Source organism: Pseudarthrobacter sp. HLT1-3 (assembly GCF_059383535.1).
Map to the genome: position 1 here is coordinate 40,345 of NZ_JBWZCJ010000001.1, position 22,660 is coordinate 63,004.

The window sequence follows — 22,660 nt, forward strand, 5'->3', positions numbered from 1 at the left end:
GGCGGTGAAAGCTGGACGCAGATGGCTAGACGATGTCCTGAGACTTGGCGAAACGCGTGATCGCCCGCTGGGTGCCGCGGTTGGCGAGGACCTGGATGATGGCGCTGACGGAGGCCGAGATCAGCGCGAAGGTCAGGGCTGAGCGCAGCGTGGTGGGCACGTCGTCGTCGTGGCCCTTGGGCGGCTTGTTGCCCGTGGATTTCTCCCAGACCGTGTCAACAAGCTTGGTGCCGACAAAGCCGGCGAGCAGGCTGATGCCGGTGCCGAGCAGTTTGATCATGATATTCATATTTCGGGGCTCCTAGCGGGAGAAAACAGGGCTTCCCCTAGCCTAACGGTCCTGGACCGGCGGTCCAGCTTCGCCTAGTCTCACGGGGTTCCGGCGCGGCCAAGGATTTCCGAGAGGGCTTCCACCGCCAGCTCATGGTCGGCCTTCTGCGGCAGCCCCGAAACCGTGACGGTGGCGACCATCCCTGTCCCGCGCACGTAAATGGGGAAGGCGCCGCCGTGCGCGGCGAACTCCGACTGGTCGAACCAGGCGTTGTCCTCGATCCGCCGGCCGTCTGCCCGGGCCCGAAGGCCCACCAGCAGCGACGGGACCTCATAGCGCGCGGCGGTGCGCTGTTTCGCCCTGATCCAGCGGTCGTTGTCCGGGGTGGCGCCTTCCAGGGCCGCGTGGAAGAGCACTTGCTCCCCCTTGGTGATGTCGACGGCAATCGGGTGCGAACGCTGCCGGCCGAGTTCCACCAGGCGGAGTCCCAAATCCAGGGCGTCGTCCTTGCTGAACGACTGGAACTGCAATTCGTCCATTTCGGCCAGGATGCGGCCGATCAGCGCCGCGAGGGATCCGGGCGGTTGCTCGTCGGGCGAGTCCGGGTCGAAATCGGGGGAAGACACTGCTGAGTCGGTCACGTGTTTTAGCTCCCGGGGGTTTAGCCGCCGCGCAGGCGGCGTCGGTGGTCCCATTGCCTTGCCGACTCTACCAAGCACTGCGTTCCGGGTCACCGGCGCCGCGGCCACGGGATTATGACGCTGACCCGGAAAAGCAACGCCCGACAGGTGTAAACTGGGCCACGCCCATAAGGGCGACATTAAATACGACAGGGGAGCGCCGCCGTCGGGAATCACCGGAGAAATCCGGGGACACCACAGGTGGGCGCTGAGAGTGCGGACAGCCGCAGACCCTCGAACCTGATCCGGTTAGTACCGGCGCAAGGGAGTCGAGATCTCAGAGTGCCCGGAGCGGCGGCGGAAGCTGCGGACCCGGGGCACTCTCCCCTCCTGTTCCTCAGGAGGACGACATGACTGATACATCTGCCCCGCAGACGCTCACCCGCCGCAGCTACCACTGGCGTGTGGTGGACATTGTGGTGGCCGCGTTGATCGCGGTGGCCGGCGGCGTGATCTTCTGGGCCTGGTCCCAGGGCGCCAACCTCATCTCCGCCCCCGTGAACGCGTTCTACCCGCCGCTGAGCGGGCTCTACGCCGGCGGCTGGATGATCCCGGCGGTGCTGGGCATGCTCATTATCCGCAAGCCGGGCGCCGCGCTGTTCTGCGAAACCGTGGCCGCAACCGGAGAGCTGATCATGGGCTCGCAGTACGGCACCACGGTGCTGCTTTCCGGCCTTCTGCAGGGCCTCGGCGCCGAACTGGTGTTCGCCGCGTTTGTGTACAAGAAGTTCAACCTGCCGGTGTCCCTGCTGGCCGGGGCCGGTGCGGGACTGTTCTGCGGGCTCAATGATGCGTTCCTGCCCTGGGGCTGGAACATCGCGTACGCCGGCGGCGACAAGCTGGCCTACATCATCTTCACGGCCATCTCCGGCGCCGTGATCGCCGGCGGGCTGTCCTGGCTCGCCACCCGGGGCCTGGCCAGGACCGGCGTGCTGGGTTCGTTCGCCTCGCGCAAGGCGGCCAAGGAGGCCGTTTTCTCCTGATGCCCGGGGACAATGCAGTACGCCCGGCCGGGGTCACCGCGCGGGGCTGGGGCTGGCGGCACGCCGGCAGGTCCAGGCCCGCCGTCAGCTCCCTGGACCTCGACATCCGGCCCGGCGAGCGGGTCCTGTTGCTGGGGCCCTCCGGCGCCGGTAAGTCCACGCTGCTCCATGCCCTGGCCGGGGTGCTGGGCGACAGCTCCGCCGGTGACGCTCACCGTACCGGTGACCTGGCCGCTGGCCGCGCGGCGGCGGACGCCGAGGACGCGGACGAGACCGGCAGCCTGCTGATCGACGGCGCCGCGCCCCGGGCCCAGCGCGGCCGGGCCGGACTGATGCAGCAGGACCCGGAGACCCAGGTGGTGCTCTCGCGCCTGGGCGACGACGTGGCCTTCGGCGCCGAAAACCTGGCCGTGCCCCCGGCCGACATCTGGCGGCGGGTGGCCGAGGCCCTGGACGACGTCGGGCTGGGCCGGCTGCCGCTGGACCATCCGACGTCGGCGCTCTCCGGAGGCCAGAAGCAGCGGCTGGCGCTCGCCGGCATTCTGGCGATGCGCCCCGGCTTGATCCTGCTCGACGAACCCACGGCCAACCTGGACCCGGCCGGCGTCCTGGAAGTCCGCGACGCCGTCGGCCGCTGCGTGGCCAAGACCGGGGCCACCCTGGTGGTGGTGGAGCACAGGGTCTCCGTTTGGAAGGACCTGGTGGACCGGATCGTGGTGCTGCAGCCCGGATCGGCCGCGGACTCCGCCGTGCTGATCGACGGGCCGCCGGACCAGGTCCTGGCGCAGGCACGGGACATGCTCACCGCGGCCGGGGTCTGGGTTCCCGGTTACGTGCCGCCGACCCGGGCGCGAGGCGCCGGTGCTACCCGTGCCACCGGTGCGGGGCAGCTGCTGTTGGCGGCCGAGGATCTGGCCGTGTCGCGCGAACGGCCGCGGCGTGCGGGACTGCGCGGAGGGTTCCGCCCGATCCCGCCGGAGCCCGTGCAGTCCGGCATCACCGGCCAGGTCCGCGCCGGGGAGGCGCTGACCATCACCGGACCCAACGGCTCGGGTAAGTCCACCTTCGCGCTGACCCTGGCCGGCCTGCTCGCTCCGGTGTCCGGCAGGGTGTCCGCCACGCTGGAGCTCAGCGCCGGCGCCGGAATCGATCCGTACAAGTGGAAGGCCCAGCAGCTGATCGCCAGGATCGGCACGGTGTTCCAGGAACCCGAGCACCAGTTCGTGACCGGACGGGTGCTGGATGAACTGATGTTCGGGCCCCGGCATTTGGGCCGCGGCGGGGACCGGGTGGACGAACTGCTGGAGCGGCTCCGGCTGACGGACCTGGTCGACGCCAATCCCTACACCCTCTCCGGCGGTGAGAAACGGCGCCTGTCCGTGGCCACCGTGCTCGCCGCGCATCCCCGGGTGCTCGTCCTGGACGAACCGACCTTCGGCCAGGACGCCAACACCTGGGCCGAACTCGCCTCCTTCCTCTCCGAACTCCTCGACGGCGGCACCGCCGTCGTGTCTGTCACGCACGATGCCGAATTCAGTGAGGTCCTCGGCGGCACCGAACTGAGCCTGTGCGCCCCTGAACCACGTGAGCCGGGGTCCCGGGAAGCGGGACCGCGCGAACCGGGAAGGGCCGCGGCGCCATGAGGCACGAACTGACCCTGCGCGGCAACCATGCCCTGCTGACCCGGGCCAACCCGCTGGCCAAATTTTCCGCCGTCATGCTCATCACAATGGTCCTGGCGCTGTCCATCGACTGGATCTCCGCCTCGGTGGCGCTCGCCTTCGAACTGGCACTGCTTCCGCTTGCCGGGCTGACCATCGGGCTGCTCTGGCAGCGCGGCTGGCCGCTGATCCTGGCCGCGGCGCTGGGCGGCTGGAGCACCACCATCCTGGCGCCGGACAGCGGCAGCATCCTGCTCGATGCCCGGATCTGGTCCATCAGCGAAGGATCCCTCGAACTCGGACTGGGTTTTATGCTCCGGGGCCTGGCCATCGCGCTGCCGGCCGTGCTGCTGATGAGCTGCACGGACCCCACGGACCTGGCCGACGCGCTCGCGCAGAAGGCGAAACTGCCGCACCGCTTCGTCCTCGGGACGCTGGCCGCGATGCGGCTTGTCGGGCTGATGGCCGAAGAATGGCAGACCATCGGCATGGCACGGCGCGCCCGCGGAGTGGGCTCGCACGGGAACCCGCTGGAACGGCTTCGCGCCACCCTGGGGCAGAGCTTTGGGCTGCTGGTCCAGGCCGTCCGGCGCGCCTCCAGGCTTGCCGTCACCATGGAGGCCCGGGGCTTCGGCGGCGCGCAACGGACGTGGGCCCGGAAATCGTCCTTCAGCGGCCTGGACGCCTGGGTGTTCACGGGCGGTCTGCTGATTGCCGCCGCCGCCGTCGCGGCTGCCGTGACGGCGGGAACCTGGAACATGGTCTTCCTCGCCCAACAGTGATGCCGACCAGGCGTTCGCTGCCGGTCGGATGGCCTTTGTCGCGGTCGCTTGCTATGGACTATCGGTCAGCGCGCTGCTATGTCTGATGCTGTCAGACCACACACCCAAGCAAGGCAGCCAGACGGAGGATCGACCTGATGGACAAGAACCCTGAAAACGATAGGGCGGACCGCGACGGCGACCTGGGCCGACAGCAGTCTATTGACGGCCCCCCGGAGGAGTCCGCCAATGACCTGGCCAGCAAGATCGACCCGGATATGGGCACACCGGAAACCCATGCCAACCCAGTAGAACCAGAGTCGGGCGATAATTTGCACGGCGCCCAAGAGGATAGATCTCAGGCCCGGCGCGCCTCGTCCGGTGCGGACGCCCAGACAGATGATTCCCGTAGCGGTGCAGATGTGGGAGAAGCGGTCGACGTCGCGGAGGCGGGGACCGAGGCGCAGGGGGATCATTCGCATCCGGAACGGGCGAAGACAGGCGAGGCGCCCGTCGAGCAGGTGTTTAACGACCCCGCCATGACCGAGGGGCAGAGGATCGTGACAGGCTCGGCACGAACAACCGGGGGCGTACCGCCTGGACCCTCACCTGCCGAAGCCGGGTCCGGTGGAGCCCAGTCTGTTGTTGGGGCTCGAGAGTCGGACCGTCTCGCGGCGGGCGAGCCGCCGGCCGCAGGCGCGCCCTTCGAGACCGACACGAAAGACCGGCAAACAAAGCCGGAACGCCAGTCCTAGGGTTCGAATCCACAGCCTGCCACTGTCTGGCCATGGCCGTGACCGCCCTGCCCGGTGGGCTTCTAAAAACTTGTTGCTACCCAAGCCGCGAATCGTCCGGTTATCGCACGAAGCGGATAGGCCTGTGAGATCAGTGCCATTTATCCGAGGAAAAGCGCCTTCAATAGCTCATGCGTGATATTTTTTTGGTATGACTCTAGAGACTGCTGAACACGTTGGCGCCCTGCTCCGCGCCGCCCGCGGCGAGAAGGGCTGGACCCAGGAGCAGCTCGCTGCCGAGCTGGGAACCAGCCAGAGCGCCGTCGCGCGGATGGAACAGGGCAAGCAAAACCTGAGCCTGAAAATGATCCAGCGGCTGGAGGCGATTCTCGGCCGGAGCATCCTCAAGGTGGGCCGGCCGGCGATGACGCACCTCCGGGTGGAGGGCGGCCGCACCCTGTCCGGCTCGGTCGACGTGAACACCAGCAAGAACGCCGGCGTCGCACTGCTCTGCGCCAGCCTGATCAACCGCGGCACCACAACCCTGCGCAGGCTGGCCCGGATCGAAGAGGTCAACCGGATCGTCGAGGTGCTGACCAGCATCGGCGTCGAATGCACCTGGCTCAACGCCAACGATCTGCAGATCCGCCGTCCCGCGGTCCTGGACCTCGGCTCGATGGACGTCGAGGCCGCCCGCCGGACCCGCAGCGTCATCATGCTGCTGGGCCCGCTCCTGGACGAAGCCGCCGAATACCGGTTGCCGTATGCGGGCGGCTGCGACCTCGGCACCCGCACCGTGCAGCCGCACATGCAGGCGCTGCGGCAGTTCGGGCTCAGCGTAGATGCCACGACCGGCTTCTATACGGTGCAGGCGCCGCCGCCGGACGGTCGCGACCGCTCCTTCGTGCTCAGCGAACGCGGCGACACCGTCACCGAAAACGCCATCATGGCCGCCGCCCACCGCAGCGGCACCACGATCATCCGCAACGCCAGTCCCAACTACATGGTGCAGGACCTCTGCTTCTACCTTCAGATGCTCGGCGTCGAGATCCAGGGCGTGGGCACCACCACCCTGAAGATCACCGGCCACCCCGACGTCGACGTCGACATCGAGTACTTCCCCTCCGAAGACCCGATCGAGGCGATGAGCCTGATCACCGCCGGCATCGTCACCAACTCGGAAGTCACCATCCGCCGCGTTCCGATCGAATTCATGGAAATCGAGCTCGCGACGCTGGAACAGATGGGCCAGCGGCTCGAAGTGTCCGGGGAGTACCTGGCCCGCAACGGGCACACCCGGCTGGTGGACGTGACCACCAAGCCCTCGGAACTGCGCGCCCCGGAGGACAAGATCCACCCGATGCCCTTTCCCGGGCTGAACATCGACAACCTGCCGTTCTTCGCGGTCATCGCCGCGAATGCGCACGGGCAGACCCTGATCCACGACTGGGTCTACGACAACCGTGCGATCTACCTCACCGAGCTGAACAAACTCGGCGCCCAGGTGCAGCTGCTTGACCCGCATCGGATCTACGTCAACGGGCCCACTCGGTGGCGCGCGGCAGAGGTGGGCTGCCCGCCGGCCCTCCGCCCCGCTGCCTGCCTGCTGCTGGCGATGCTCGCCGCCCGCGGCGTCTCCGAACTGCGCAACATTTACGTGATCGAGCGCGGCTACGAGGACCTGGCGGAGCGGCTCAACACCATTGGCGCCAAGATCGAGTATTTCCAGGACTGACTCCGCCCAGCAACCCCAGCAACGCGGGGTCAGATCGGGCCCGTCCCGGGCTCCCCATCCGCGCTAAGTGACCCCGCGTTGGGGGGCCTTTCGGCGGATCCTGTCGCACAATAGAAACATGCGGACCTTCGGCGTGGAGGAAGAACTGCTCATAGTGGATCCCGAAACGGGGATGCTGCTTGCCCTCGCGGACGTCATGCTGCCCACCCTTGTGCCGCCGACGCCGGATGCCGGCGGGGCCGACGACGCCGTAGGGGAGCCGGTCCACGAGGAAGCCGACTTCAGCTATGAGCTCAAGCTGGAACAGATTGAGACCCAGACGCGGCCGTGCCGGGACTACACCGGTATGCTCCGGCAGCTCAAGCAGGGCCGGGCCCTCGCCGACCAGGCAGCCCGGCTGCACGGCGGCCGCGTTGCCGCCCTCGCCACCTCGCCCCAGGGCTCCGCCACGCACCTGACGCCGAAGCAGCGCTATGTGACCATGCAGCGGCGCTTCGGGCTCACGGTCCGGAACCAGCTCACCTGCGGCCTCCACGTCCACACGTTTGTGGAGTCCCCGGAGGAAGGCGTGGCGGTGATGGACCGCATCCGCGACAAGCTCGCCGTTCTGATCGCCCTCAGCGCGAACTCCCCCTTCTGGAACGGCGCGGAAACCGGGTTCGAAAGCTACCGCACGCAGGCGTGGAACCGCTGGCCCGGCTCCGGTCCCACGATGATCTTCGGCAGCCTGCCGGTGTACCGGCGCGTGGTCACCCGGCTGGTGGAAAGCGGCGTCCTGATGGACGAGGGCATGGTCTATTTCGACGCGCGGCTGTGCCGGCATCACCCCACCGTGGAGGTCCGGGTCGCCGATGTCTGCCTGCGGGCCGAGGACGCGGCGTTGATCGCCGTGCTGGTGCGTGCCCTTGTGGAGTCAGCGTCCCGGGAATGGAACGACGGCGTCGATCCCGCCCCGGTGCCCACGCTGCTCCTGCGGATGGCCGCCTGGCAGGCCAGCAACTGCGGCCTCCGCGGCCAGCTGCTGGACTTCGGAACCTTCACCCCTGCCCCGGCCGCGGACGTTGTCCACGCCCTGGTGGACTTCGTGGCTCCTGTGCTGGAGGAGCAGGGCGAGCTGGAACTCGTGCAGGACGGCGTCGCCCGGATCCTGGCGGAAGGCACCGGTTCGGAGCTGCAGCGGCGGCCGTTCCGCTCCGGCGGGCTGGCCGCCGTCGTCGAACAGGCCGTCGAAGTGACCATGCGTGAAGCGGCCGTCGGGGACCCGGCCGATGAGGGTTCGTCCCTGGGCCGGGTCCGCCGCGGCTGAACCCCACTTGCCGCGGCTCAGGCAGGCTCGACCAAGAGCACGGGCAGCTTGTTGAGGTTGTGGGTCATGTTGCTGATCTGGCGCTCGGGCTCCCCGACGGTCGCCAGGCTCGTCCCGGGGCGGCGTTCATTGGCTCGTTGAAGGCGTCAGCGTTGGAGGAGAAGACTTCCCAGTTTCCCAGCGCCTCATTGAGATCCGCCCCCCATCACCGCTCAGACCATTCAAGACCACAGGCCACCCATAACGGAAGTGAATAATCCGCATATAACCCATGCGTGCGCTGAATGATTTATGCGGGTGGACCGTATCTGGCCCGCAACGGAGCGGCGGCCTCCACGAGGATCCCGCGCAACCAGTCCTTGAACGGGTCCTCCGCGAGCCAGGGATTCCAGACCATGTCGATGCCCAGGGTCTGGATGGGGAAGGGGAACTCCTCCATGCGCAGGTCGAAGCGGCCCTCGAATTCCAGGCCGACCTGATACCGGTGGACAGCCACCCCGCCGGCGCGGGCGATCAGATGCGGAATGAAGAGGTAGTCGGACACGCGCTGGCGGACCCTGTACGGCACCTGGTGTTCGTCGAGGATTTCATACGGCCGGAGGCGTTCCGGGGACGCGTCCAACACAACGTGGGGCACGACCTCCAGCAGCTCCAGCGCATCGGCATCCCGCGGTGACTCCCACGATGTGACGACAACCCAGCGGTCGTCGTACAGGCGCTCGCGGGGGTACGGCGTGGCGAACGTTTCGGGAAGCAGGATGACGTCGGCCGCGTCCTCCGCGAATACCGCGATGGTGGCGGAGGACGTGGTGCGCAACCGTAGGACCGTGTTCGGCGCACGTTCCGCCAGGAGCCGGGTGATCGTGCTGCCGATGACGAACGCCGTGCTGTTCGTCATGGCCACGGTGATCAGGCGGCCGTCGGTGGCGGGGTCAAACGGCGCGGCGTTGACCAGCCGGGCCGTCTGCGTGAGCGTCTGCCGCAAGGCCGGGAGGAGTTCCGCGGCCCGCGGCGTCAGGACCATTCCGCGCCCCTGCCGCACGAGAAGTTCGTCATTGAACATCCGCCGCATGCGCGTCAGCCCGTGGCTCATGGCCGGCTGGGACAGCCCGATTCTGCTCGCCGCGTTGGTCACCGACCGCTCGTCAAGCAGCGCCAGAAGCGGCACCAGCAGGTTGAGGTCCACCGACGCCAGCCGGGCCAGCTCTCCGTCCGTTCCGGATTGTTCCAGGTTGCTAGGCATGACGCTCGCTGAGGACGACGCGGACTGGACTCAGCGGCCGGCCGACGGCGTACTTCCCGCCCGGCAGGATTTTCCCCTGCCCCGTCAAGGATGCTGCCAGCTCCAAACGAACGGAACCGTCTGTCCCTTTCGTCCGCTGGAGAGACTCGAGGCTCCAGGGAAAGAAGAACCCCGTCCCCGATCGGGAGGCGGGGGCGGACGCTTCCGCGACGCCGTCCTCGAGGCCTCTACATACGAAACAAGGCTGTCTTTCACATTCCAGCTCAGTCCCGGCATAACTTCCATCGCGCACCTCAGTTCAGCGCGCGGTCTGTCCGGCGCGGGTCCCTCAGTTTACCGATTCATTCACGCCCTGCATATGAATGATGAGAATTATTCATTTGCCGACTTGTCCTTCAGCTGGGAAGCTCAAAAGGACGGTGTGAGGCACGCCACTGTATTCCGGTATTCAAAGGAGAAAGTCATGAAGATTGTCCTTGACCGACCGCGCTGCGAAGGCCACGGCCTGTGCGAGGAAGTCGCCCCCCAGCTGATGCACCTCGACAATGAGGGCGAACTTGTGCTGGACGTCGAAACGGTCGACCGCGATCTTGAACCGGCGAAGGCCGCGGTTCGCGTCTGCCCGGTTGCCGCGCTGCGGCTGGAATGAGCATGGAACGCGTCGTCGTCGTCGGAAACGGCATAGCCGGCCTTACCGCCGGTGACTCCCTAAGGGCCGCCGGTTTCGACGGAGACCTGAGCATCGTCGGCGATGAGCACCATGCGCCGTACAGTCGTCCCGCGCTGTCCAAGGCTGCCCTCCTGGACTCCGACGACATGACCTCCCACCAGCTGCCTGCGTCGACCCACGAGGCACAGGAGATCCTGGGCAGGACCGCCACGCGGCTCGATCCCGGCCGGAAGCGCGTGCACCTCGACGACGGCAGCGAACTGCCGTTCGACGGCCTGGTCATCGCCACCGGCTCCCGGGCACGGCGCCTCGGCCCCGCTGGACATCCGGGCGCCGGCGGGGAAGAACTTACCCTGCGCAATCTCGACGATGCGCTGGCGCTGCGCCGCCGGCTGGCAGACCGTCCGTCCGTCGTCGTCATCGGTGGCGGTGCGCTAGGGATGGAGATCGCCTCCGGCTGCCTCTCCGTGGGGTGCGAGGTGACCGTCGCGGCGCAGGACCGTCCCCTGACCCGGCAGCTGGGTCCGTACCTGTCCGACGTTTTCGTGGCAGCTGCCCTCAGCCGCGGTCTGAAGCTCGCCCCGTCCGCCGCGGTCGAACTGCGAGACGCCGGCGACCGCACGCTGGTTGCGCTCGCCGACGGTTCAACCCTTGAGGCCGGGCTCGTGATCAGCGCCGTGGGGGACGCGCCCAACGTCGAGTGGCTGGCCTCGAGTGGCCTGCTGACCAACGGCCGGCTCGAAGTCGACTCCCGCGGGCGCGTCCGGCCCGGCATCATCGCCGCGGGAGATGTGGCCGCGTTCCCGACCAGGCGCGGCATCCACCGCGTTCCGCTGTGGACCAGCGCCATCGAGCAGAGCAAGGCCGCGGCGCTGGCACTGGTACGGGGCGATGACGCGGCCGAGCTCGACTTCCAGCCGTACTTCTGGACCGAGCAGTTCGGCCTCAGCCTGAAGGCGAGCGGCTTCCTGCCCCTGGGCGGCGCCCCTGACTTCCTCGAAGGCGATCCCCGCGAAGGCCCGGCCCTCCTGCGCTGGTCCCACGATGATGGTTCCGGCACCGCCGTCGCCCTCAACAAGCGGATCGCCATTCCGAAGCTGCGGCGACTGAGTGAGGCCGCTCCCGCAGTAACGTCCCCGGCTGCCTGACCGTCAGCGGTGCGGGAAGTCCGGCTGCAGACGCTAGACCTGTTTGAGCGCCTGGCCGAGGTCGCGGACCAGGTCATCGAGGTCCTCAAGGCCCACGGAGAGCCGCACCACGCCGTCGCTCAGCCCGATCGCCGCCCGGCCGTCGGGGCCCATCGCGCGGTGCGTTGTGGTTGCGGGGTGGGTGATGAGGGACTTCGAGTCGCCCAGGTTGTTGGAGATGTCGATGATCCGCAGCGCATCCAGCAGCGCGAAGGCGGCCTCTTTCGCGGAACGACCGCCGGACGGGGACAGCTCGAACGTCAGCACGGTGCCGCCTGCCTTCATCTGCCGGGCGGCCAGGTCGAACTGCGGATGGGACGGCAGCAGCGGGTACCTGACCCAGCTGACCGCAGGCTGTTCCTCGAGCCACTCGGCCAGCCGCAGTGCCGACGCGGAGGAGTGGTTCACCCGCAGGGCCATGGTCTCCAGCCCCTTGGTCAGCACCCAGGCGTTGAAAGCCGAGAGCGCCGGGCCGGTGTGGCGCATCAGCTGCTTGACCGGACCCCCGATGAACTCCTTGGTGCCCAGGATCGCGCCGCCGAGCACCCGGCCCTGCCCGTCGATGTGTTTGGTCCCGGAATACACGATCACATCCGCGCCGAGTTCGCCGCAGCGCTGCAGCAGGGGAGTGGCAAAGACATTGTCGACGACGACCGTCGCACCGGCGGCGTGCGCCAGTTCGCTTACGGCCGCGATGTCCACGATCTCCTGCATAGGGTTCGACGGCGACTCGAAGAAGACGGCCGTCGTGGGTTCCGAGAGCGCCGCCTGCCACTGCGCCAGGTCCGGGCCGTCCACGAAGACCGTTTCCACACCCCAACGGGGCAGGATCTCGTTGAGGATGACGAAGCACGAGCCGAACAGCGAACGGGCCGCGACCACCCGGTCGCCGGCAGCCAGCAGGGCGCCGAGCGCGGTGAAAACCGCGGACATGCCTGAGGCGGTGGCGAAACAGGCCTCGGTTCCTTCCAGCAGCCGGAGCCGTTCCTGGAAGGTGGCCACCGAGGGGTTGCCGTAGCGGGAGTAGACAAACCGCTCGTCCTCGCCGGTGAAGGCGCGCTCCGCGGCGGCCGCGGATTCGTACACGAAGCCGGAGTTCAGGAAGATCGGCTCGGACGTCTCCTGGAAACCGGTGCGGTCGAGTCCGCCGCGGACAGCCTGGGTGTCGGCACTCCAGCCGGCGGCGTCAGGGTTGAAGCCCACTTAGTGCTTTCCGGCGTTGGTGGGCAGGCCGCGGTTTTTCCAACCGTTGACGGTGCGTTCGCCGTTGCGGTCCGGTTCGCCTTCAAAGCCTTCGAGCACGTTGTAGGAGGTGAAGCCTGCCTCGGTCGCGGCGATCGCCGCGGCGATGGACCGTGCCCCGGAACGGCACAGGAACACCAGATCGGTGCCGTCGCCCGCGGGCGCCTGCAGGGTCAGTTGTTCCACGAACCGCGTGTTGGGGATGCCGCCGGCGAGGTTCCACTGGATGAAGAGCGGATCGTTCCGCCGGTCGCCCGCGGACGCGGTGTCCGGGATGCCGATGTGGGCCCATTCGCCCTCGGTGCGGACGTCCACCAGGATGGCGCCGTCCTCAAGCTTGGCCCAGGCCTCGTGCGGGCTGAGGTCCCCGGCGTAGCTCACGCGAGGCCCTCGCCGTCGAACTCAAGGTCGTCCACGGCGTTGGCGACGGCGGCGTCGGCGCTGGCGATCGCTGCCGGCAGGACGACGGCCTGGGCCACAATGACGCTGCTGCCGTTGAACGTCGCGGCCGGGTTGCCGTGCAGCACATAACCGTCGGCGAGGGCGGCTGAGACGCGCTCGCAGAAGCCGCGGTCATCGGGGCCGGTGAACAGGCGGTAGGCCAGTTTCGCTTCGGCGGGGCCGGATGCGGCGGCGGGGGCTGGGACTGGTGCTGTAACGGGGACAGCGGGGGCGGACGCGTCAGGCACGACGGATCTCCTTCTTTCACGCTTGCAGCTCGAATGGTCGATATGCCGAGTATTCACCTGAGGCACCCCGCCGCGAAAGGGAGGGTTGCCGACCGGCCAGTCAGGGCTTGGCGCCGGGTCTCATTACTCACCAAAAACGTAACACCTTCGGCGCCGGCCCGCAGAGCCGCCGCCGTCATGTTAGGTAACGGGATCAACCCCAACGCGGGGTCACCTACGGCCCATTCCGCCGTCCCGGATGGGCCGTAGGTGACCCCGCGTTGGGGTTTGGAGTGTGGGGCGGGGCTACTCGATGGTGGCGTAGAGCGCGTTGAGCTCCGCCGTGAGTTGCCGGCGCAGCTCCGGGGTGCCGATTTCCTTGCCGTCGATGTGGTTGACGGGCGCCAGCAGCCGGATGCTCGAGATCAGCCAGACCGCGTCGGCGTCGTACAGGTCCTGCGGCTCCAGCGGGCCGTAGCCCAGCTCCCAGCCGGCGGCCTTGGCCGCTGTGAACAGGGCACCCTGCGAGGTGCCGGGCAGGATCCCGCTGTCGAGCTGGGGCGTGATGAGCCGCCGGACGGTGCGGACCGCGCCGGCCCCGTCGTCGGAGGTCTCCAGGTGCGCGAGCAGCACGGTCGACGTCGGGCCCTCCAGGACCCGGCCATCCGCCGAGGTGAAGATGACGTCGTCCGCGCCCTGGGCGTGCGCGTAGCGGAGTGCGGCCATGTTGACGGCGTAGGAGAGTGTCTTGGCGCCCATGAGCAGCCACGGCGCCCGCTCCCCTACTTCGCTGTCATAGCCGCGGTCCAGCAGGATGACGTCGACCCCGGTCTCGCGCTGGCGCCTCCCGGCCGGTCCGGGGGCGGAGGCCTGGACCCAGCAGGTGGGCCTGGCTGCACCTTCGACGCCGCGGGTCACGAGGAGCTTGACCACGAGTTCGTCGTCAGTGCTGCTCGCGGCGCCCGGCACGTGCTGGCGCCGGTATTCGCTGATAGCCGTCGTGATCGCCCGGCGCCAGGCGTCCTCGGCCGGGATGTCCAGGTCGAGCAGCCGGGCGGACCCGGCGAGCCGGTTCAGGTGCGCCTGGAGCTTGCGCGGCTGCCCGCCCACGGCCAGCAATGACTCGAAGACCCCGTCGCCGCGGGTGGCGCCCTGGTCCGTCGCCATCAGCTGTGGCTTGGTGGCATCGGCCAGCCGGCCGTCGTCGAACGCGGGATCCAGGAAGACCAGCACCGGGGCAGGGGCGGGGGCGGCGGCAGGAGAAGTCATGGCTTCAGCTTAGTGCGGCATGCCGCGGGTTAGGATTTGAAGGTTGCCCGTTCCGGAACTGTTCCGCGGGTCTGGAACTTGAGGGGTTCGCCTGTGTTGTGGCCATTTTCGCTGGCGGAAACGCTTCCGTCGTGGGTGATCCTGATTCTGACCGTGGTCGACCTCGTCATCCGGGTGGTGGCTCTCGGCATCATCCCGGGAAACCGCCGTCCTACCACGGCCATGGCCTGGCTCCTGGTCATTTTCTTCGTCCCGGCGGTGGGCGTGGTCCTCTTCCTGCTCTTCGGCAACTTCCGCCTCTCCCGCAAACGCCGGGCGCAGCAGGACGCCGTGAACACCCGGGTGCGCGCCGGCGCGTCCGATCTGGCAATGCAGGAAAGCGGCTACGAGGGCCCGGAATGGGTGTCCTCCGCGGCGGAATTGAACAAGACCCTGGGCTCGCTGCCGATGGTCGACGGCAACTATGTCGAGCTCCTGCCCGGCTACCCGGACTCCATCAAGGCCATGGCCGCCGCCGTCCGCAAGGCCGAGACCTTCGTCAATGCCGAGTTTTACATCCTGAGCTCGGACCACGTTACCGACGACTTGCTGACCGCGATGGAAGAGGCCGCCGAGCGCGGCGTTGAGGTCCGCCTCCTGTTCGACCACCTGGGGACGCTGCGGATCAAGGGCTACCGCCGGCTGATCGCCCGGCTCAAGGCCAGCAAGATCCGCTGGCGGCCCATGCTTCCGCTGAACCCGCTGCAGGGGCAGTGGCGCCGCCCGGACCTGCGCAACCACCGCAAGATCATGGTGATCGACGGCGAGGTCGCCTTCACCGGTTCGCAGAACCTGATCGAGCCCTCCTACAACAACCCGCGGCACCGCAAGCTCGGCCGCGAATGGGTCGAGCTGATGGCGTGCCTGCGCGGGCCGATCGTCACCACCCTCAACGTCGTCTTCGCCACCGACTGGCTCAGCGAGACCGATGAGTCGCTGGAGGGCCAGCTCGCGCACCGCCCCGAACTGCACGCCGGCAACATCACGGCGCAGGTGGTGCCCAGCGGGCCCGGCTTCATCACCGAAAACAACCTGCGGCTCTTCAACACGCTGATCTACTCGGCACAGCGCACCATCTCGATCTGCAGCCCCTACTTCGTTCCGGATGATTCGCTGCTGTACGCGGTGACGACGGCGGCGCAGCGCGGCGTCGACGTCGAACTCTTCGTCTCGGAAAAGGGTGACCAGTTCCTGGTCCACCACGCCCAGCAGTCCTACTATGAGGCGCTGCTGGAAGCCGGCGTGCGGATCTACCTGTACAAGGCGCCGTTTGTGCTGCACGCCAAGCACTTCACGATTGACAACGAGGTGGCCGTGCTGGGTTCCAGCAACATGGACATGCGCTCCTTCTCGCTGAACCTGGAGGTCTCGGTGATGCTTCTGGGCGAGGACATCGTGCGGCGGATCAGCGCCGTGGAGGACGCTTACCGGGACATATCGCGCGAACTGACGCTCGAGGACTGGATGAAGCGGCCCATTGGCGTCAAATACGTGGACAACGTCGCGCGGCTGACGTCCACCCTGCAGTAGCCTGCGTCAGCCGGCCGGGAACTCCGCGCCGAGGGCAGAGAGCACGCCGAAGGCCTTGGTCCGGATCTCCTCGTACTCCTCCTGCGGCGAGGAATCCGCCGTGATCGCGCCGCCGACGCCGAGGCTGAGTCCGGTTCGGCCCCCGGCCCGCCCGGTGAGCACAAGGGTCCGGATGGCGACGGCGAGATCGGCCGCGCCGCTGAGCGAGAAATAGCCGATCGCGCCGGCGTAGATCCCCCGGGGTGCACCCTCGAGCCGGTCCAGGATGGCCATCGTGCTGACCTTCGGCGCGCCGGTCATGGACCCGGCGGGGAAACACGCCGCGACCGCCTCGGCCCGGGGCATCCCGGGCCGGAGGCGGGCATCGATGGTGCTCACCATCTGGTGCACCGTGGCGTAGCTTTCGATCGCGCAGAGCCGGCTGACCGAGACCGAACCCGGCACCGCGAAGTGGCTGAGGTCGTTGCGCAGCAGGTCCACGATCATGATGTTCTCGGCGCGGTCCTTCGGCGAGGACGCCAGCTCCTGCCGCAGCAGCGCGTCCTTGGCCGGGTCCGGGTCCCGGTGCCGGGTCCCCTTGATCGGCTCCGCCCGCATCCCGCCGTCGGCCGTGATCCGAAGGAAGCGCTCCGGCGAGGTGCTCGCCACCGTGAGGTCCCCGAACCGCAGGTAGCTCGCGAAAGGGGCGGGATTCCTCCGGCGCAGCGCCACATAGGACTGGAACGGGGCCGGGGCGGCGGCGGGAAGTTCGGCCGTCAGCGCGGTGGTCAGGCAGACCTCGTACGTGTTGCCCTCGGCGATCTCATGCTGTGCGTCGGTGACTTTGGCCTTATAGGAGATTTCCGAGTCCCGTGCCGCGAAGTCCGGCGGAGCGGAGCCGGCGGCGGGAGGTTCGACGGCGCCGCTGCCGCCCGCCGCCGGCCGCCCGGAGGGTCCCTCGACCGCGGCGGCGCGCGCCGTGTCCAGCCAGTCCGCGGCGCCGGCAGAGTCCAGTGCCAGCAGCCAGACCGTGTGCTGCACGTGGTCCAGGACCACGGCGCGGCCGGCGAACAGCAGGCAGGCATCGGGCGTTTCGGCCGTGACGTCGCTGCCGCCGGTCTCACGTTTGAGTTCGTAGCCGAGGTAGCCAAGCCAGCCCAAAGTGAAGTCGCAGGGGTAGCCCTCCGGGCCCTGGAGCCGGCGGCGGCCCCAGACACCGTCAAGCCAGCGGAAGAATGGCCCTTCAGCACGGACGACGGCGGTGCCGACGCTCACACTGGTTGTCCCCGAACGGTGCCGGACCGACTGGCCGAACGGGCCGCCGTCGTCCGCCAGGATGCTGAAGCGGCTCCGTTCCGCAGCGGCGCTGCCTTCCGGCCCCGGGCCGCCCTCCGGCCCGGTATCCCGCGGATTCAATGATGAATCGAGCCAGACGGCATTGGCTGAGCGGCCGAAAAGGGTCTCGAACAGCGCGGCCGGGTCCGGGGCGGCGTCGATCCGTTCCGCGCGGAGCTCGAGGCCGCGGCGGGCGGCAAGTTCCGGGAGCAGTACGGGCGACAGCGACGGAAGGTACTGGAGCGCCTGCAGCACATCCGCCGGAGCGGCGCCGTCAGCCAGGTTGAGCACCCGGACGTCGGCCCCGGCGGGGACGTCGTCCACGGCCAGCCACTCCTGCTCCTGCGCGGCCCATTGGTCCCAGTAGGGTTCGTAGCTGTCACCGTCGCGGGCCAGGGCCCTGCTGCGCCGGTCCGGTTCGGGCGAATCGGTCCAGATCACTGCGCTCAGGAAGGGGCGGGCGGCCGCCGCGGCCGCTCCCACGCCTTCCACCAGGACAATTTCGGCGGGCTGGGTGGTGCGGACATCGCCGTCGTAGTGCGCCGTCCAGTCCCAGCTGACCCATTCGGCCTTCTCGCCGCGGTGCAGCGGGGCCAGGACCGTTGTGGCGTAGCGCTCAATGCCTGCCATCAGCCCGTTCCAGCCGGGGTAAATGTCCTCGAGGTGAAAGAGGGAAACCTTGTGGTGCTCGCGGAGCCGCGCCGCCAGTTCGATCGCCAGGGTGGTCTTGCCGGCGCCGGATCGTCCGTCGATGGCGATGATGACGGGTGCGGGACTCATGAAATAGAGCGTACCCGGTGCCCTGTTGAGCCGGGATTTCGCAGGTCGGGCCGTCGCTGCGCGAGCTCAGCCCGGACGTGCGCCACGATCCCGGGAAGCGCGGCGTGGATCAGGTCCCAGGTGAGGTCGAAGTCCGCGTGGCCCCCGTACCAGGGGTCTTCAATCCCCTGATCGAGGGGGTCCTTGCCCGCTACGGCCGGATCGAAGCTGCGAAGCATCCTGATCTTCGCCAAGGACCTGTCGTCCGGCGCCGTCTGCTGCAGCCAGCCGAAGTGGTCCACATCGAGGGCCAGGATGAGCTCGCGGTTGTGGAACCAGCCGGAGTCCCATTCCCGTGCCACATGACGGTCCGACGAAATCCCCTTGGCGGTGAGCTTCCGGGCGGCCCGCGGGTCAATCGGACGTCCCGCTTCAAAGGCCGTGATTCCTGCCGAATCCACCACGGTGCCGGCCAGACCCGCGGTGGCCATGGACTCGGCCAGCATCAGTTCGGCCATCGGCGACCGGCAGATGTTCCCGGTGCAGACCGTGATGATCCGGTACTGGCTCGGCATTGAGGTCATAGTGCTAAGGATGAATCATGCGGGACCTGTTGGCTAGTTTCCGGGCTCCGGATATTACAAATTAGTCACTTGGAGTTTACAGATTTCGAACTAACGGTTCTCGGGAGTCCCGGTCCAGACGGCCTTGCGGAGAATGGACCGCAGTGACGCCACCTCCCCGCCGGTAAGCATCGCCAGTTGGCGTGCTTCCGCGGCCTGGGTGGCTTTCTGGGCGGCAGCATGCAGGGTGCGTCCCGCGCTTGTGGCGGACACCAGTTTCTGCCGCCGGTCGGCGGTTCCCGGTTTTCTCTCCACCAGTCCGCGCTGTTCCAGCTCATCGATAAGGGCCACGATCTGGCTGGGATCGAGGCTGAGGAATTCAGCGAGTTCGCGTTGCGTGGGTCCCAGATTGCTGCATGCCAGCGCCAGTACGGAGTAGGACCGCTCTTTCAGCCCGAACTCCGCAAGTGCGGCGTTGTTGAGCACGCTGCCAGCCGCGTGCAGCTTGGCCAGCAGGAAGCCGATGTCAGTGCTGATGCTTGAGTCCGCCAGCCGTCTGGAAGCCCCGCCGGAGCTTTCGACGGCGGCAGTTGCCTGGAGTGTCATGACGCCTTTCGGGCAGTGAAGACCGGTTCGTTGAATTATTCAATGATCGCACTGTTCTCGCGCTCCCGGTAGCTCTGTGCTTGGGCGATGAACCATTCCATCGCCTCCGGGTTTGCGAGGGACTGGACGCTGACGGCGTCCCGGGGTGCCAGTCCGCTGAAGGGCTTCCGGAATATCCGGCACGGAGGTGCTTCTTCACGTCCGGACGCTATTTTGAATGCATAAATAAATGATTGACATTTTCAAGGATTACGTTTCTAATTGAAGCAGTCAAGGGAGATGTGCCTCACATACACAGGCTTCCGAGGGATACCCGCCGCAAGGCGCAGTGCAAAGGAGCATTATGAGCCTGTCAGGAAAAGTCGCAATCGTCACCGGAAGCGGCCGGGGACTCGGCCTGGCCTACGCCCGGGAGCTCGCCCGCCAGGGTGCCGCCGTCGTCATCAACGACGTCGACGCCGCGGTCGCAGCCGAAGCGGTCCGGACCATTGAGTCTGACGGCGGCCGTGCCGTCGCCGTCGTCGCGCCGGTGGGCAGCACCGAAGCCGCCCGGCAGCTCGTGCAGAAGGCAGCGGAGTCCTTCGGCCGGCTCGACATCCTGGTCACCAACGCCGGCATCCTGCGGGACAAGTCCCTGCTGAAGATGACCGACGAGGACTTCGATGCCGTGATCAATGTCCACCTGAAGGGCACCTTCACCTGCGCCCGCGAAGCTTTCGCCTACTTCAAGGAGAACGGCATAGCCGGCCGCATCATTACCATCGGCTCGCCCACCGGACAGCGCGGCAACTTCGGCCAGACCAACTACGCGGCCGCCAAGGCCGGCATCGTCGGCATGGTCCGCACCTGGGCCCTGGAAATGAAGAAGGCCGGCGTTACCGCCAACGCCGTGATCCCGGTGGCCGCCACCGCCATGACCAAGACGGTCCCGTACTTCCAGAAGGCCGTCGAAGCGGACGAGCGTGGCGAGGCCATGCCGGCCTTCTTCCGCCACGAGCTCGGCTTCGGCACCGCCGCCGACGTCGCCGGACTCATTGCCTTCCTCGCCTCCGACGAAGCGGCCGGCATCACCGGCCAGGCCATCGGCGCCGGCGGAGACCGCCTGCAGCTGTGGACCCACCCGGAGGCTGCCGTTACGGAGTACCGCGAAGGTGGCTGGGGCTATGCCGACCTGATCGATAACTTCGGGAAGCTCTTCGGCGATAAACTGCAGAGCGTGGGCGAGGAATTCCTGCCGCTTCCCGAAGACCTCAAGCCCGAACCGGCAGAAGTCCGCTGACATGGCCTCCCAGCGTTATGAACTCGGCATCGATGCCGCGAAGCTCGACGCGATCGACATGCATGTCCACCTCGAGGTGGACGGCCACGGCCACGAATCCTTGCCGCCGGCCCTGACCGAAGCGTCCGCCAAGTACTTCAAGTCCGAGGACCGTACCCCGTCGCTGGACCGGATCGCCGAGGTCTACCGCGGACTGAACATGGCCGCCGTCGTATTCACCGTCGATGCCCGCACCCAGCTCAACCACGAGCCCAACAGCATCGAAGACCTCATCGCCGGCGCCGCGCGGAACAACGACGTGCTGATCCCGTTCGGCAGCGTCGATCCCCGGACCGGCCCCGAGGCCATCCAGGGCGCCAAGCACCAGGCCATCGACCTGGGGGCCCGCGGGTTCAAGTTCCATCCGTCCCTGCAGGGCTTCGACCCGTCCAACGAACAGTTCTACCCGCTCTGGGCCACCCTGCAGGAACTCGGGCTGCCGGCCATCTTCCACACCGGACAAAACGGCATGGGCGCCGGGCTCCCGGGCGGCTACGGCATCAAGCTGGGCTACTCCAACCCGCTGCTGCTGGACGCCGTCGCGGCGGACTTCCCGGAACTGCAGATCATCATGGCCCACCCCTCGGTGCCGTGGCAGGACGAGGCCAACTCCATCGCCACGCACAAGTCCAACGTCTTCATCGACCTCTCCGGCTGGTCCCCGAAGTACTTCCCGGAATCCCTGGTGAAGATGGCCAACTCCGTGCTGCAGGACAAGGTCCTTTTCGGCACCGACTTCCCGCTGATCACCCCGCAGAAGTGGCTGGGCGCCTTCGCGGACCTGCCGCTCAAGGACGAGGTCCGGCCCAAGATCCTCAAGCACAACGCCGTCCGCCTGCTCGGACTGGGAGGCTGAGATGACTGTCGATACCGAACAACAAACCCGGCTGTACGGCGTCTGCGACTACTACGACGCCGAGTCCCTGTTGACGGCGGGGGAACGCCGCGTGCTGGGCAGGCTGCGGAGCTTCCTGGACGAGAAGGCGCGGCCGCTGCTGGCGGACTACTGGGAACGCGGCGAGTTCCCGGATGAACTCGCCGAGCCGCTGATCGGCCTGGACCTGATGGAACCGGCTGAACTGCGCGGCCCGGAGGGCAACCCGGCCCGCGGAATCTACCAGGGCTTCCGGATCTTCGAACTCGCCCGCACCGACGCCTCGCTCGCCACCTTCTACACAGCCCAGGCCGGACTGTTCCGGACCGCCATCCGGGTTGGCGCCTCCGCCGAACAGCAGGCGCAGTGGATGCCGAAGGTCATCGATTTCTCGCTCAAGGGCGTCTTCTCACTGACCGAACCGGAGTCCGGCTCGGACATCGCCGGCGGGCTCTCCACGACAGCCCGCCGGGTTCAGGACGGCGAGGGCGACGGCTGGGTCCTCGACGGCGCCAAACGTTGGATCGGCGGCGCCGCCACCGCCGACGTCCTGGCCGTGTTCGCCCGCGACGTGGCCGACGGCCAGGTCAAGGCCTTCCTCGTCGAGCGGGATGCGCCCGGCGTGACGCTGGAGAAGATCCACGGCAAGACCGCCTTGCGGATGATGCAGAACGCGCACATCACCCTCGACGGCGTACGTGTCCCGGAAGCCATGCGGCTGCACAACGTGAACTCCTTCCGGGATGTCGCGGCAATGCTGCGGGCGATGCGCTCGGATGTCGCCTGGATCGCCACGGGCATCGCGGCCGGTGCCTTCGAGGCGGCCCTGCGCTACGTCACGGAACGCCGGCAGTTCGGCCGCCCGCTCGGATCCTTCCAGCTGGTCCAGGAGAAACTGGCCCGGATGCTCGGCAATGTCACGTCGGCGCTGTCCCTCGTGGTGCGGCTGGCCGAACAGCAGTCCAGGGGCATCTACCGGGACCAGGACTCCGCCCTGGCCAAAATGCAGACGTCGCTGCTGATGCGCGAAACCGTCGCACTCGCCCGCGAAGTGGTCGGCGGCAACGGGATCACCCTCGAGACCGACGTCGCCCGCTTCCACGCCGACGCCGAGGCCGTCTACTCCTACGAAGGCACTCACGAAATCAATGCCCTCATCGTCGGCCGGGCCCTGACCGGCGAAAGCGCCTTCACTCGCTGACCCGGCACCCCCACCCAAACCAACACACCCCGCTCCGGCACCGCCG

The 22,660-nt window shown here is 67.8% G+C and carries 22 protein-coding genes and 2 riboswitches; of the genes, 12 read left to right on the plus strand and 10 right to left on the minus strand.

Annotated elements, in window-relative coordinates:
* Nucleotides 1-25: 25 nt before the first annotated feature.
* Nucleotides 26-289 carry a DUF4235 domain-containing protein gene (locus tag AC50X9_RS00170; protein ID WP_494888832.1) on the minus strand — a complete coding sequence of 88 codons (264 nt, stop codon included), beginning with the start codon at nucleotides 287-289 and terminating at the stop codon, nucleotides 26-28.
* Between the two features lie 80 nt (nucleotides 290-369).
* Nucleotides 370-912 (minus strand): heme-degrading domain-containing protein, encoded by a 543-nt coding sequence (locus AC50X9_RS00175; protein ID WP_494888834.1) that lies wholly within the window; start codon nucleotides 910-912, stop codon nucleotides 370-372.
* 180 nt (nucleotides 913-1,092) lie between these two features.
* Nucleotides 1,093-1,236, plus strand: a riboswitch (TPP riboswitch).
* A 65-nt stretch (nucleotides 1,237-1,301) separates the two neighbouring features.
* Here AC50X9_RS00175 and AC50X9_RS00180 point away from each other — a divergent pair.
* The 6 genes from AC50X9_RS00180 to AC50X9_RS00205 all read left to right on the plus strand — a co-directional run bounded on the left by AC50X9_RS00180 (nucleotide 1,302) and on the right by AC50X9_RS00205 (nucleotide 8,131).
* Nucleotides 1,302-1,934: an ECF transporter S component gene (locus tag AC50X9_RS00180; RefSeq protein ID WP_494888836.1), complete on the plus strand. Its 633-nt coding sequence runs from the start codon at nucleotides 1,302-1,304 to the stop codon at nucleotides 1,932-1,934.
* On the plus strand, nucleotides 1,934-3,577 hold the full coding sequence (locus tag AC50X9_RS00185) for an ABC transporter ATP-binding protein (RefSeq protein ID WP_494888838.1): 1,644 nt from the start codon (nucleotides 1,934-1,936) through the stop codon (nucleotides 3,575-3,577). The genes AC50X9_RS00180 and AC50X9_RS00185 overlap by 1 nt, the downstream gene beginning before the upstream one ends.
* Entirely contained in the window at nucleotides 3,574-4,377 is an 804-nt protein-coding gene (locus AC50X9_RS00190) for an energy-coupling factor transporter transmembrane component T family protein (protein ID WP_494888840.1), read from the plus strand. The genes AC50X9_RS00185 and AC50X9_RS00190 overlap by 4 nt, the downstream gene beginning before the upstream one ends.
* Before the next feature lie 137 nt (nucleotides 4,378-4,514).
* Nucleotides 4,515-5,111 (plus strand): hypothetical protein, encoded by a 597-nt coding sequence (locus tag AC50X9_RS00195; protein WP_494888842.1) that lies wholly within the window; start codon nucleotides 4,515-4,517, stop codon nucleotides 5,109-5,111.
* Between the two features lie 190 nt (nucleotides 5,112-5,301).
* Nucleotides 5,302-6,825 (plus strand): UDP-N-acetylglucosamine 1-carboxyvinyltransferase, encoded by a 1,524-nt coding sequence (locus AC50X9_RS00200; protein ID WP_494888844.1) that lies wholly within the window; start codon nucleotides 5,302-5,304, stop codon nucleotides 6,823-6,825.
* A 118-nt stretch (nucleotides 6,826-6,943) separates the two neighbouring features.
* A complete protein-coding gene (locus AC50X9_RS00205) occupies nucleotides 6,944-8,131 on the plus strand; it encodes a glutamate--cysteine ligase 2 (protein ID WP_494888846.1) in 1,188 nt (395 codons plus the stop codon).
* 289 nt (nucleotides 8,132-8,420) lie between these two features.
* Here the strand turns inward: AC50X9_RS00205 and AC50X9_RS00210 are convergent, their stop codons facing one another.
* Entirely contained in the window at nucleotides 8,421-9,374 is a 954-nt protein-coding gene (locus tag AC50X9_RS00210) for a LysR family transcriptional regulator (RefSeq protein ID WP_494888848.1), read from the minus strand.
* 463 nt (nucleotides 9,375-9,837) lie between these two features.
* Here AC50X9_RS00210 and AC50X9_RS00215 point away from each other — a divergent pair, with 463 nt between their 5' ends.
* Both AC50X9_RS00215 and AC50X9_RS00220 read left to right on the plus strand, forming a co-directional pair.
* The gene (locus tag AC50X9_RS00215; protein ID WP_494888850.1) at nucleotides 9,838-10,023 is read left to right on the plus strand and encodes a ferredoxin; all 186 of its coding nucleotides are present in this window, start codon (nucleotides 9,838-9,840) and stop codon (nucleotides 10,021-10,023) included.
* A gap of 2 nt (nucleotides 10,024-10,025) precedes the next feature.
* Nucleotides 10,026-11,192 carry an NAD(P)/FAD-dependent oxidoreductase gene (locus tag AC50X9_RS00220; RefSeq protein WP_494888852.1) on the plus strand — a complete coding sequence of 389 codons (1,167 nt, stop codon included), beginning with the start codon at nucleotides 10,026-10,028 and terminating at the stop codon, nucleotides 11,190-11,192.
* A gap of 33 nt (nucleotides 11,193-11,225) precedes the next feature.
* Here AC50X9_RS00220 and AC50X9_RS00225 read toward each other — a convergent pair whose 3' ends face one another.
* From AC50X9_RS00225 to AC50X9_RS00240, 4 genes are all read right to left on the minus strand, one after another.
* Nucleotides 11,226-12,434 carry an O-succinylhomoserine sulfhydrylase gene (locus AC50X9_RS00225; protein ID WP_494888857.1) on the minus strand — a complete coding sequence of 403 codons (1,209 nt, stop codon included), beginning with the start codon at nucleotides 12,432-12,434 and terminating at the stop codon, nucleotides 11,226-11,228.
* Nucleotides 12,435-12,854, minus strand: coding sequence for a rhodanese-like domain-containing protein (locus AC50X9_RS00230; RefSeq protein ID WP_494888862.1), 420 nt, complete (start codon nucleotides 12,852-12,854; stop codon nucleotides 12,435-12,437).
* Nucleotides 12,851-13,078 carry a DUF1737 domain-containing protein gene (locus tag AC50X9_RS00235; protein WP_494889484.1) on the minus strand — a complete coding sequence of 76 codons (228 nt, stop codon included), beginning with the start codon at nucleotides 13,076-13,078 and terminating at the stop codon, nucleotides 12,851-12,853. Before AC50X9_RS00235 ends, AC50X9_RS00230 begins: the two co-directional genes overlap by 4 nt.
* Nucleotides 13,079-13,175: 97 nt before the next feature.
* Nucleotides 13,176-13,290, minus strand: a riboswitch (SAM riboswitch).
* A gap of 157 nt (nucleotides 13,291-13,447) precedes the next feature.
* Nucleotides 13,448-14,410 (minus strand): aminodeoxychorismate lyase, encoded by a 963-nt coding sequence (locus tag AC50X9_RS00240; protein ID WP_494888864.1) that lies wholly within the window; start codon nucleotides 14,408-14,410, stop codon nucleotides 13,448-13,450.
* A gap of 93 nt (nucleotides 14,411-14,503) precedes the next feature.
* Here AC50X9_RS00240 and cls point away from each other — a divergent pair, with 93 nt between their 5' ends.
* A complete protein-coding gene (gene cls / locus AC50X9_RS00245; RefSeq protein WP_494888866.1) occupies nucleotides 14,504-15,979 on the plus strand; it encodes a cardiolipin synthase in 1,476 nt (491 codons plus the stop codon).
* A gap of 6 nt (nucleotides 15,980-15,985) precedes the next feature.
* On the opposite strand, the gene AC50X9_RS00250 is transcribed toward cls, so the two are convergent.
* The 3 genes from AC50X9_RS00250 to AC50X9_RS00260 all read right to left on the minus strand — a co-directional run bounded on the left by AC50X9_RS00250 (nucleotide 15,986) and on the right by AC50X9_RS00260 (nucleotide 19,221).
* Nucleotides 15,986-18,073 carry a chorismate-binding protein gene (locus AC50X9_RS00250; RefSeq protein WP_494888868.1) on the minus strand — a complete coding sequence of 696 codons (2,088 nt, stop codon included), beginning with the start codon at nucleotides 18,071-18,073 and terminating at the stop codon, nucleotides 15,986-15,988.
* The gene (locus AC50X9_RS00255) at nucleotides 18,070-18,636 is read right to left on the minus strand and encodes a low molecular weight protein-tyrosine-phosphatase (protein WP_494888870.1); all 567 of its coding nucleotides are present in this window, start codon (nucleotides 18,634-18,636) and stop codon (nucleotides 18,070-18,072) included. Before AC50X9_RS00255 ends, AC50X9_RS00250 begins: the two co-directional genes overlap by 4 nt.
* A 90-nt stretch (nucleotides 18,637-18,726) precedes the next feature.
* Nucleotides 18,727-19,221 (minus strand): MarR family winged helix-turn-helix transcriptional regulator, encoded by a 495-nt coding sequence (locus AC50X9_RS00260; protein ID WP_494888872.1) that lies wholly within the window; start codon nucleotides 19,219-19,221, stop codon nucleotides 18,727-18,729.
* Nucleotides 19,222-19,564: 343 nt separating this feature from the next.
* On the opposite strand from AC50X9_RS00260, the gene AC50X9_RS00265 reads away from it, so the two are divergent.
* From AC50X9_RS00265 to AC50X9_RS00275, 3 genes are read left to right on the plus strand one after another with little or no spacing between them, the layout of a single operon-like run.
* Nucleotides 19,565-20,500, plus strand: coding sequence for an SDR family NAD(P)-dependent oxidoreductase (locus AC50X9_RS00265; protein ID WP_494888874.1), 936 nt, complete (start codon nucleotides 19,565-19,567; stop codon nucleotides 20,498-20,500).
* Nucleotide 20,501: 1 nt separating this feature from the next.
* Nucleotides 20,502-21,395, plus strand: a complete 894-nt coding sequence (locus AC50X9_RS00270) for an amidohydrolase family protein (RefSeq protein ID WP_494888876.1) — start codon at nucleotides 20,502-20,504, stop codon at nucleotides 21,393-21,395.
* A 1-nt stretch (nucleotide 21,396) separates the two neighbouring features.
* A complete protein-coding gene (locus AC50X9_RS00275; RefSeq protein ID WP_494888878.1) occupies nucleotides 21,397-22,614 on the plus strand; it encodes an acyl-CoA dehydrogenase family protein in 1,218 nt (405 codons plus the stop codon).
* Nucleotides 22,615-22,660: the final 46 nt, after the last annotated feature.

Bases quoted from the DNA above. Each gene is read 5' to 3' on its own strand.
- AC50X9_RS00170 (WP_494888832.1), bottom strand. From the start codon at position 289: ATGAATATCATGATCAAACTGCTCGGCACCGGCATCAGCCTGCTCGCC.
- AC50X9_RS00180 (WP_494888836.1), top strand. From the start codon at position 1,302: ATGACTGATACATCTGCCCCGCAGACGCTCACCCGCCGCAGCTACCAC.
- AC50X9_RS00185 (WP_494888838.1), top strand. From the start codon at position 1,934: ATGCCCGGGGACAATGCAGTACGCCCGGCCGGGGTCACCGCGCGGGGC.
- AC50X9_RS00190 (WP_494888840.1), top strand. From the start codon at position 3,574: ATGAGGCACGAACTGACCCTGCGCGGCAACCATGCCCTGCTGACCCGG.
- AC50X9_RS00195 (WP_494888842.1), top strand. From the start codon at position 4,515: ATGGACAAGAACCCTGAAAACGATAGGGCGGACCGCGACGGCGACCTG.
- AC50X9_RS00200 (WP_494888844.1), top strand. From the start codon at position 5,302: ATGACTCTAGAGACTGCTGAACACGTTGGCGCCCTGCTCCGCGCCGCC.
- AC50X9_RS00205 (WP_494888846.1), top strand. From the start codon at position 6,944: ATGCGGACCTTCGGCGTGGAGGAAGAACTGCTCATAGTGGATCCCGAA.
- AC50X9_RS00210 (WP_494888848.1), bottom strand. From the start codon at position 9,374: ATGCCTAGCAACCTGGAACAATCCGGAACGGACGGAGAGCTGGCCCGG.
- AC50X9_RS00215 (WP_494888850.1), top strand. From the start codon at position 9,838: ATGAAGATTGTCCTTGACCGACCGCGCTGCGAAGGCCACGGCCTGTGC.
- AC50X9_RS00220 (WP_494888852.1), top strand. From the start codon at position 10,026: ATGGAACGCGTCGTCGTCGTCGGAAACGGCATAGCCGGCCTTACCGCC.
- AC50X9_RS00240 (WP_494888864.1), bottom strand. From the start codon at position 14,410: ATGACTTCTCCTGCCGCCGCCCCCGCCCCTGCCCCGGTGCTGGTCTTC.
- AC50X9_RS00250 (WP_494888868.1), bottom strand. From the start codon at position 18,073: ATGAGTCCCGCACCCGTCATCATCGCCATCGACGGACGATCCGGCGCC.
- AC50X9_RS00255 (WP_494888870.1), bottom strand. From the start codon at position 18,636: ATGACCTCAATGCCGAGCCAGTACCGGATCATCACGGTCTGCACCGGG.
- AC50X9_RS00260 (WP_494888872.1), bottom strand. From the start codon at position 19,221: ATGACACTCCAGGCAACTGCCGCCGTCGAAAGCTCCGGCGGGGCTTCC.
- AC50X9_RS00265 (WP_494888874.1), top strand. From the start codon at position 19,565: ATGAGCCTGTCAGGAAAAGTCGCAATCGTCACCGGAAGCGGCCGGGGA.
- AC50X9_RS00270 (WP_494888876.1), top strand. From the start codon at position 20,502: ATGGCCTCCCAGCGTTATGAACTCGGCATCGATGCCGCGAAGCTCGAC.
- AC50X9_RS00275 (WP_494888878.1), top strand. From the start codon at position 21,397: ATGACTGTCGATACCGAACAACAAACCCGGCTGTACGGCGTCTGCGAC.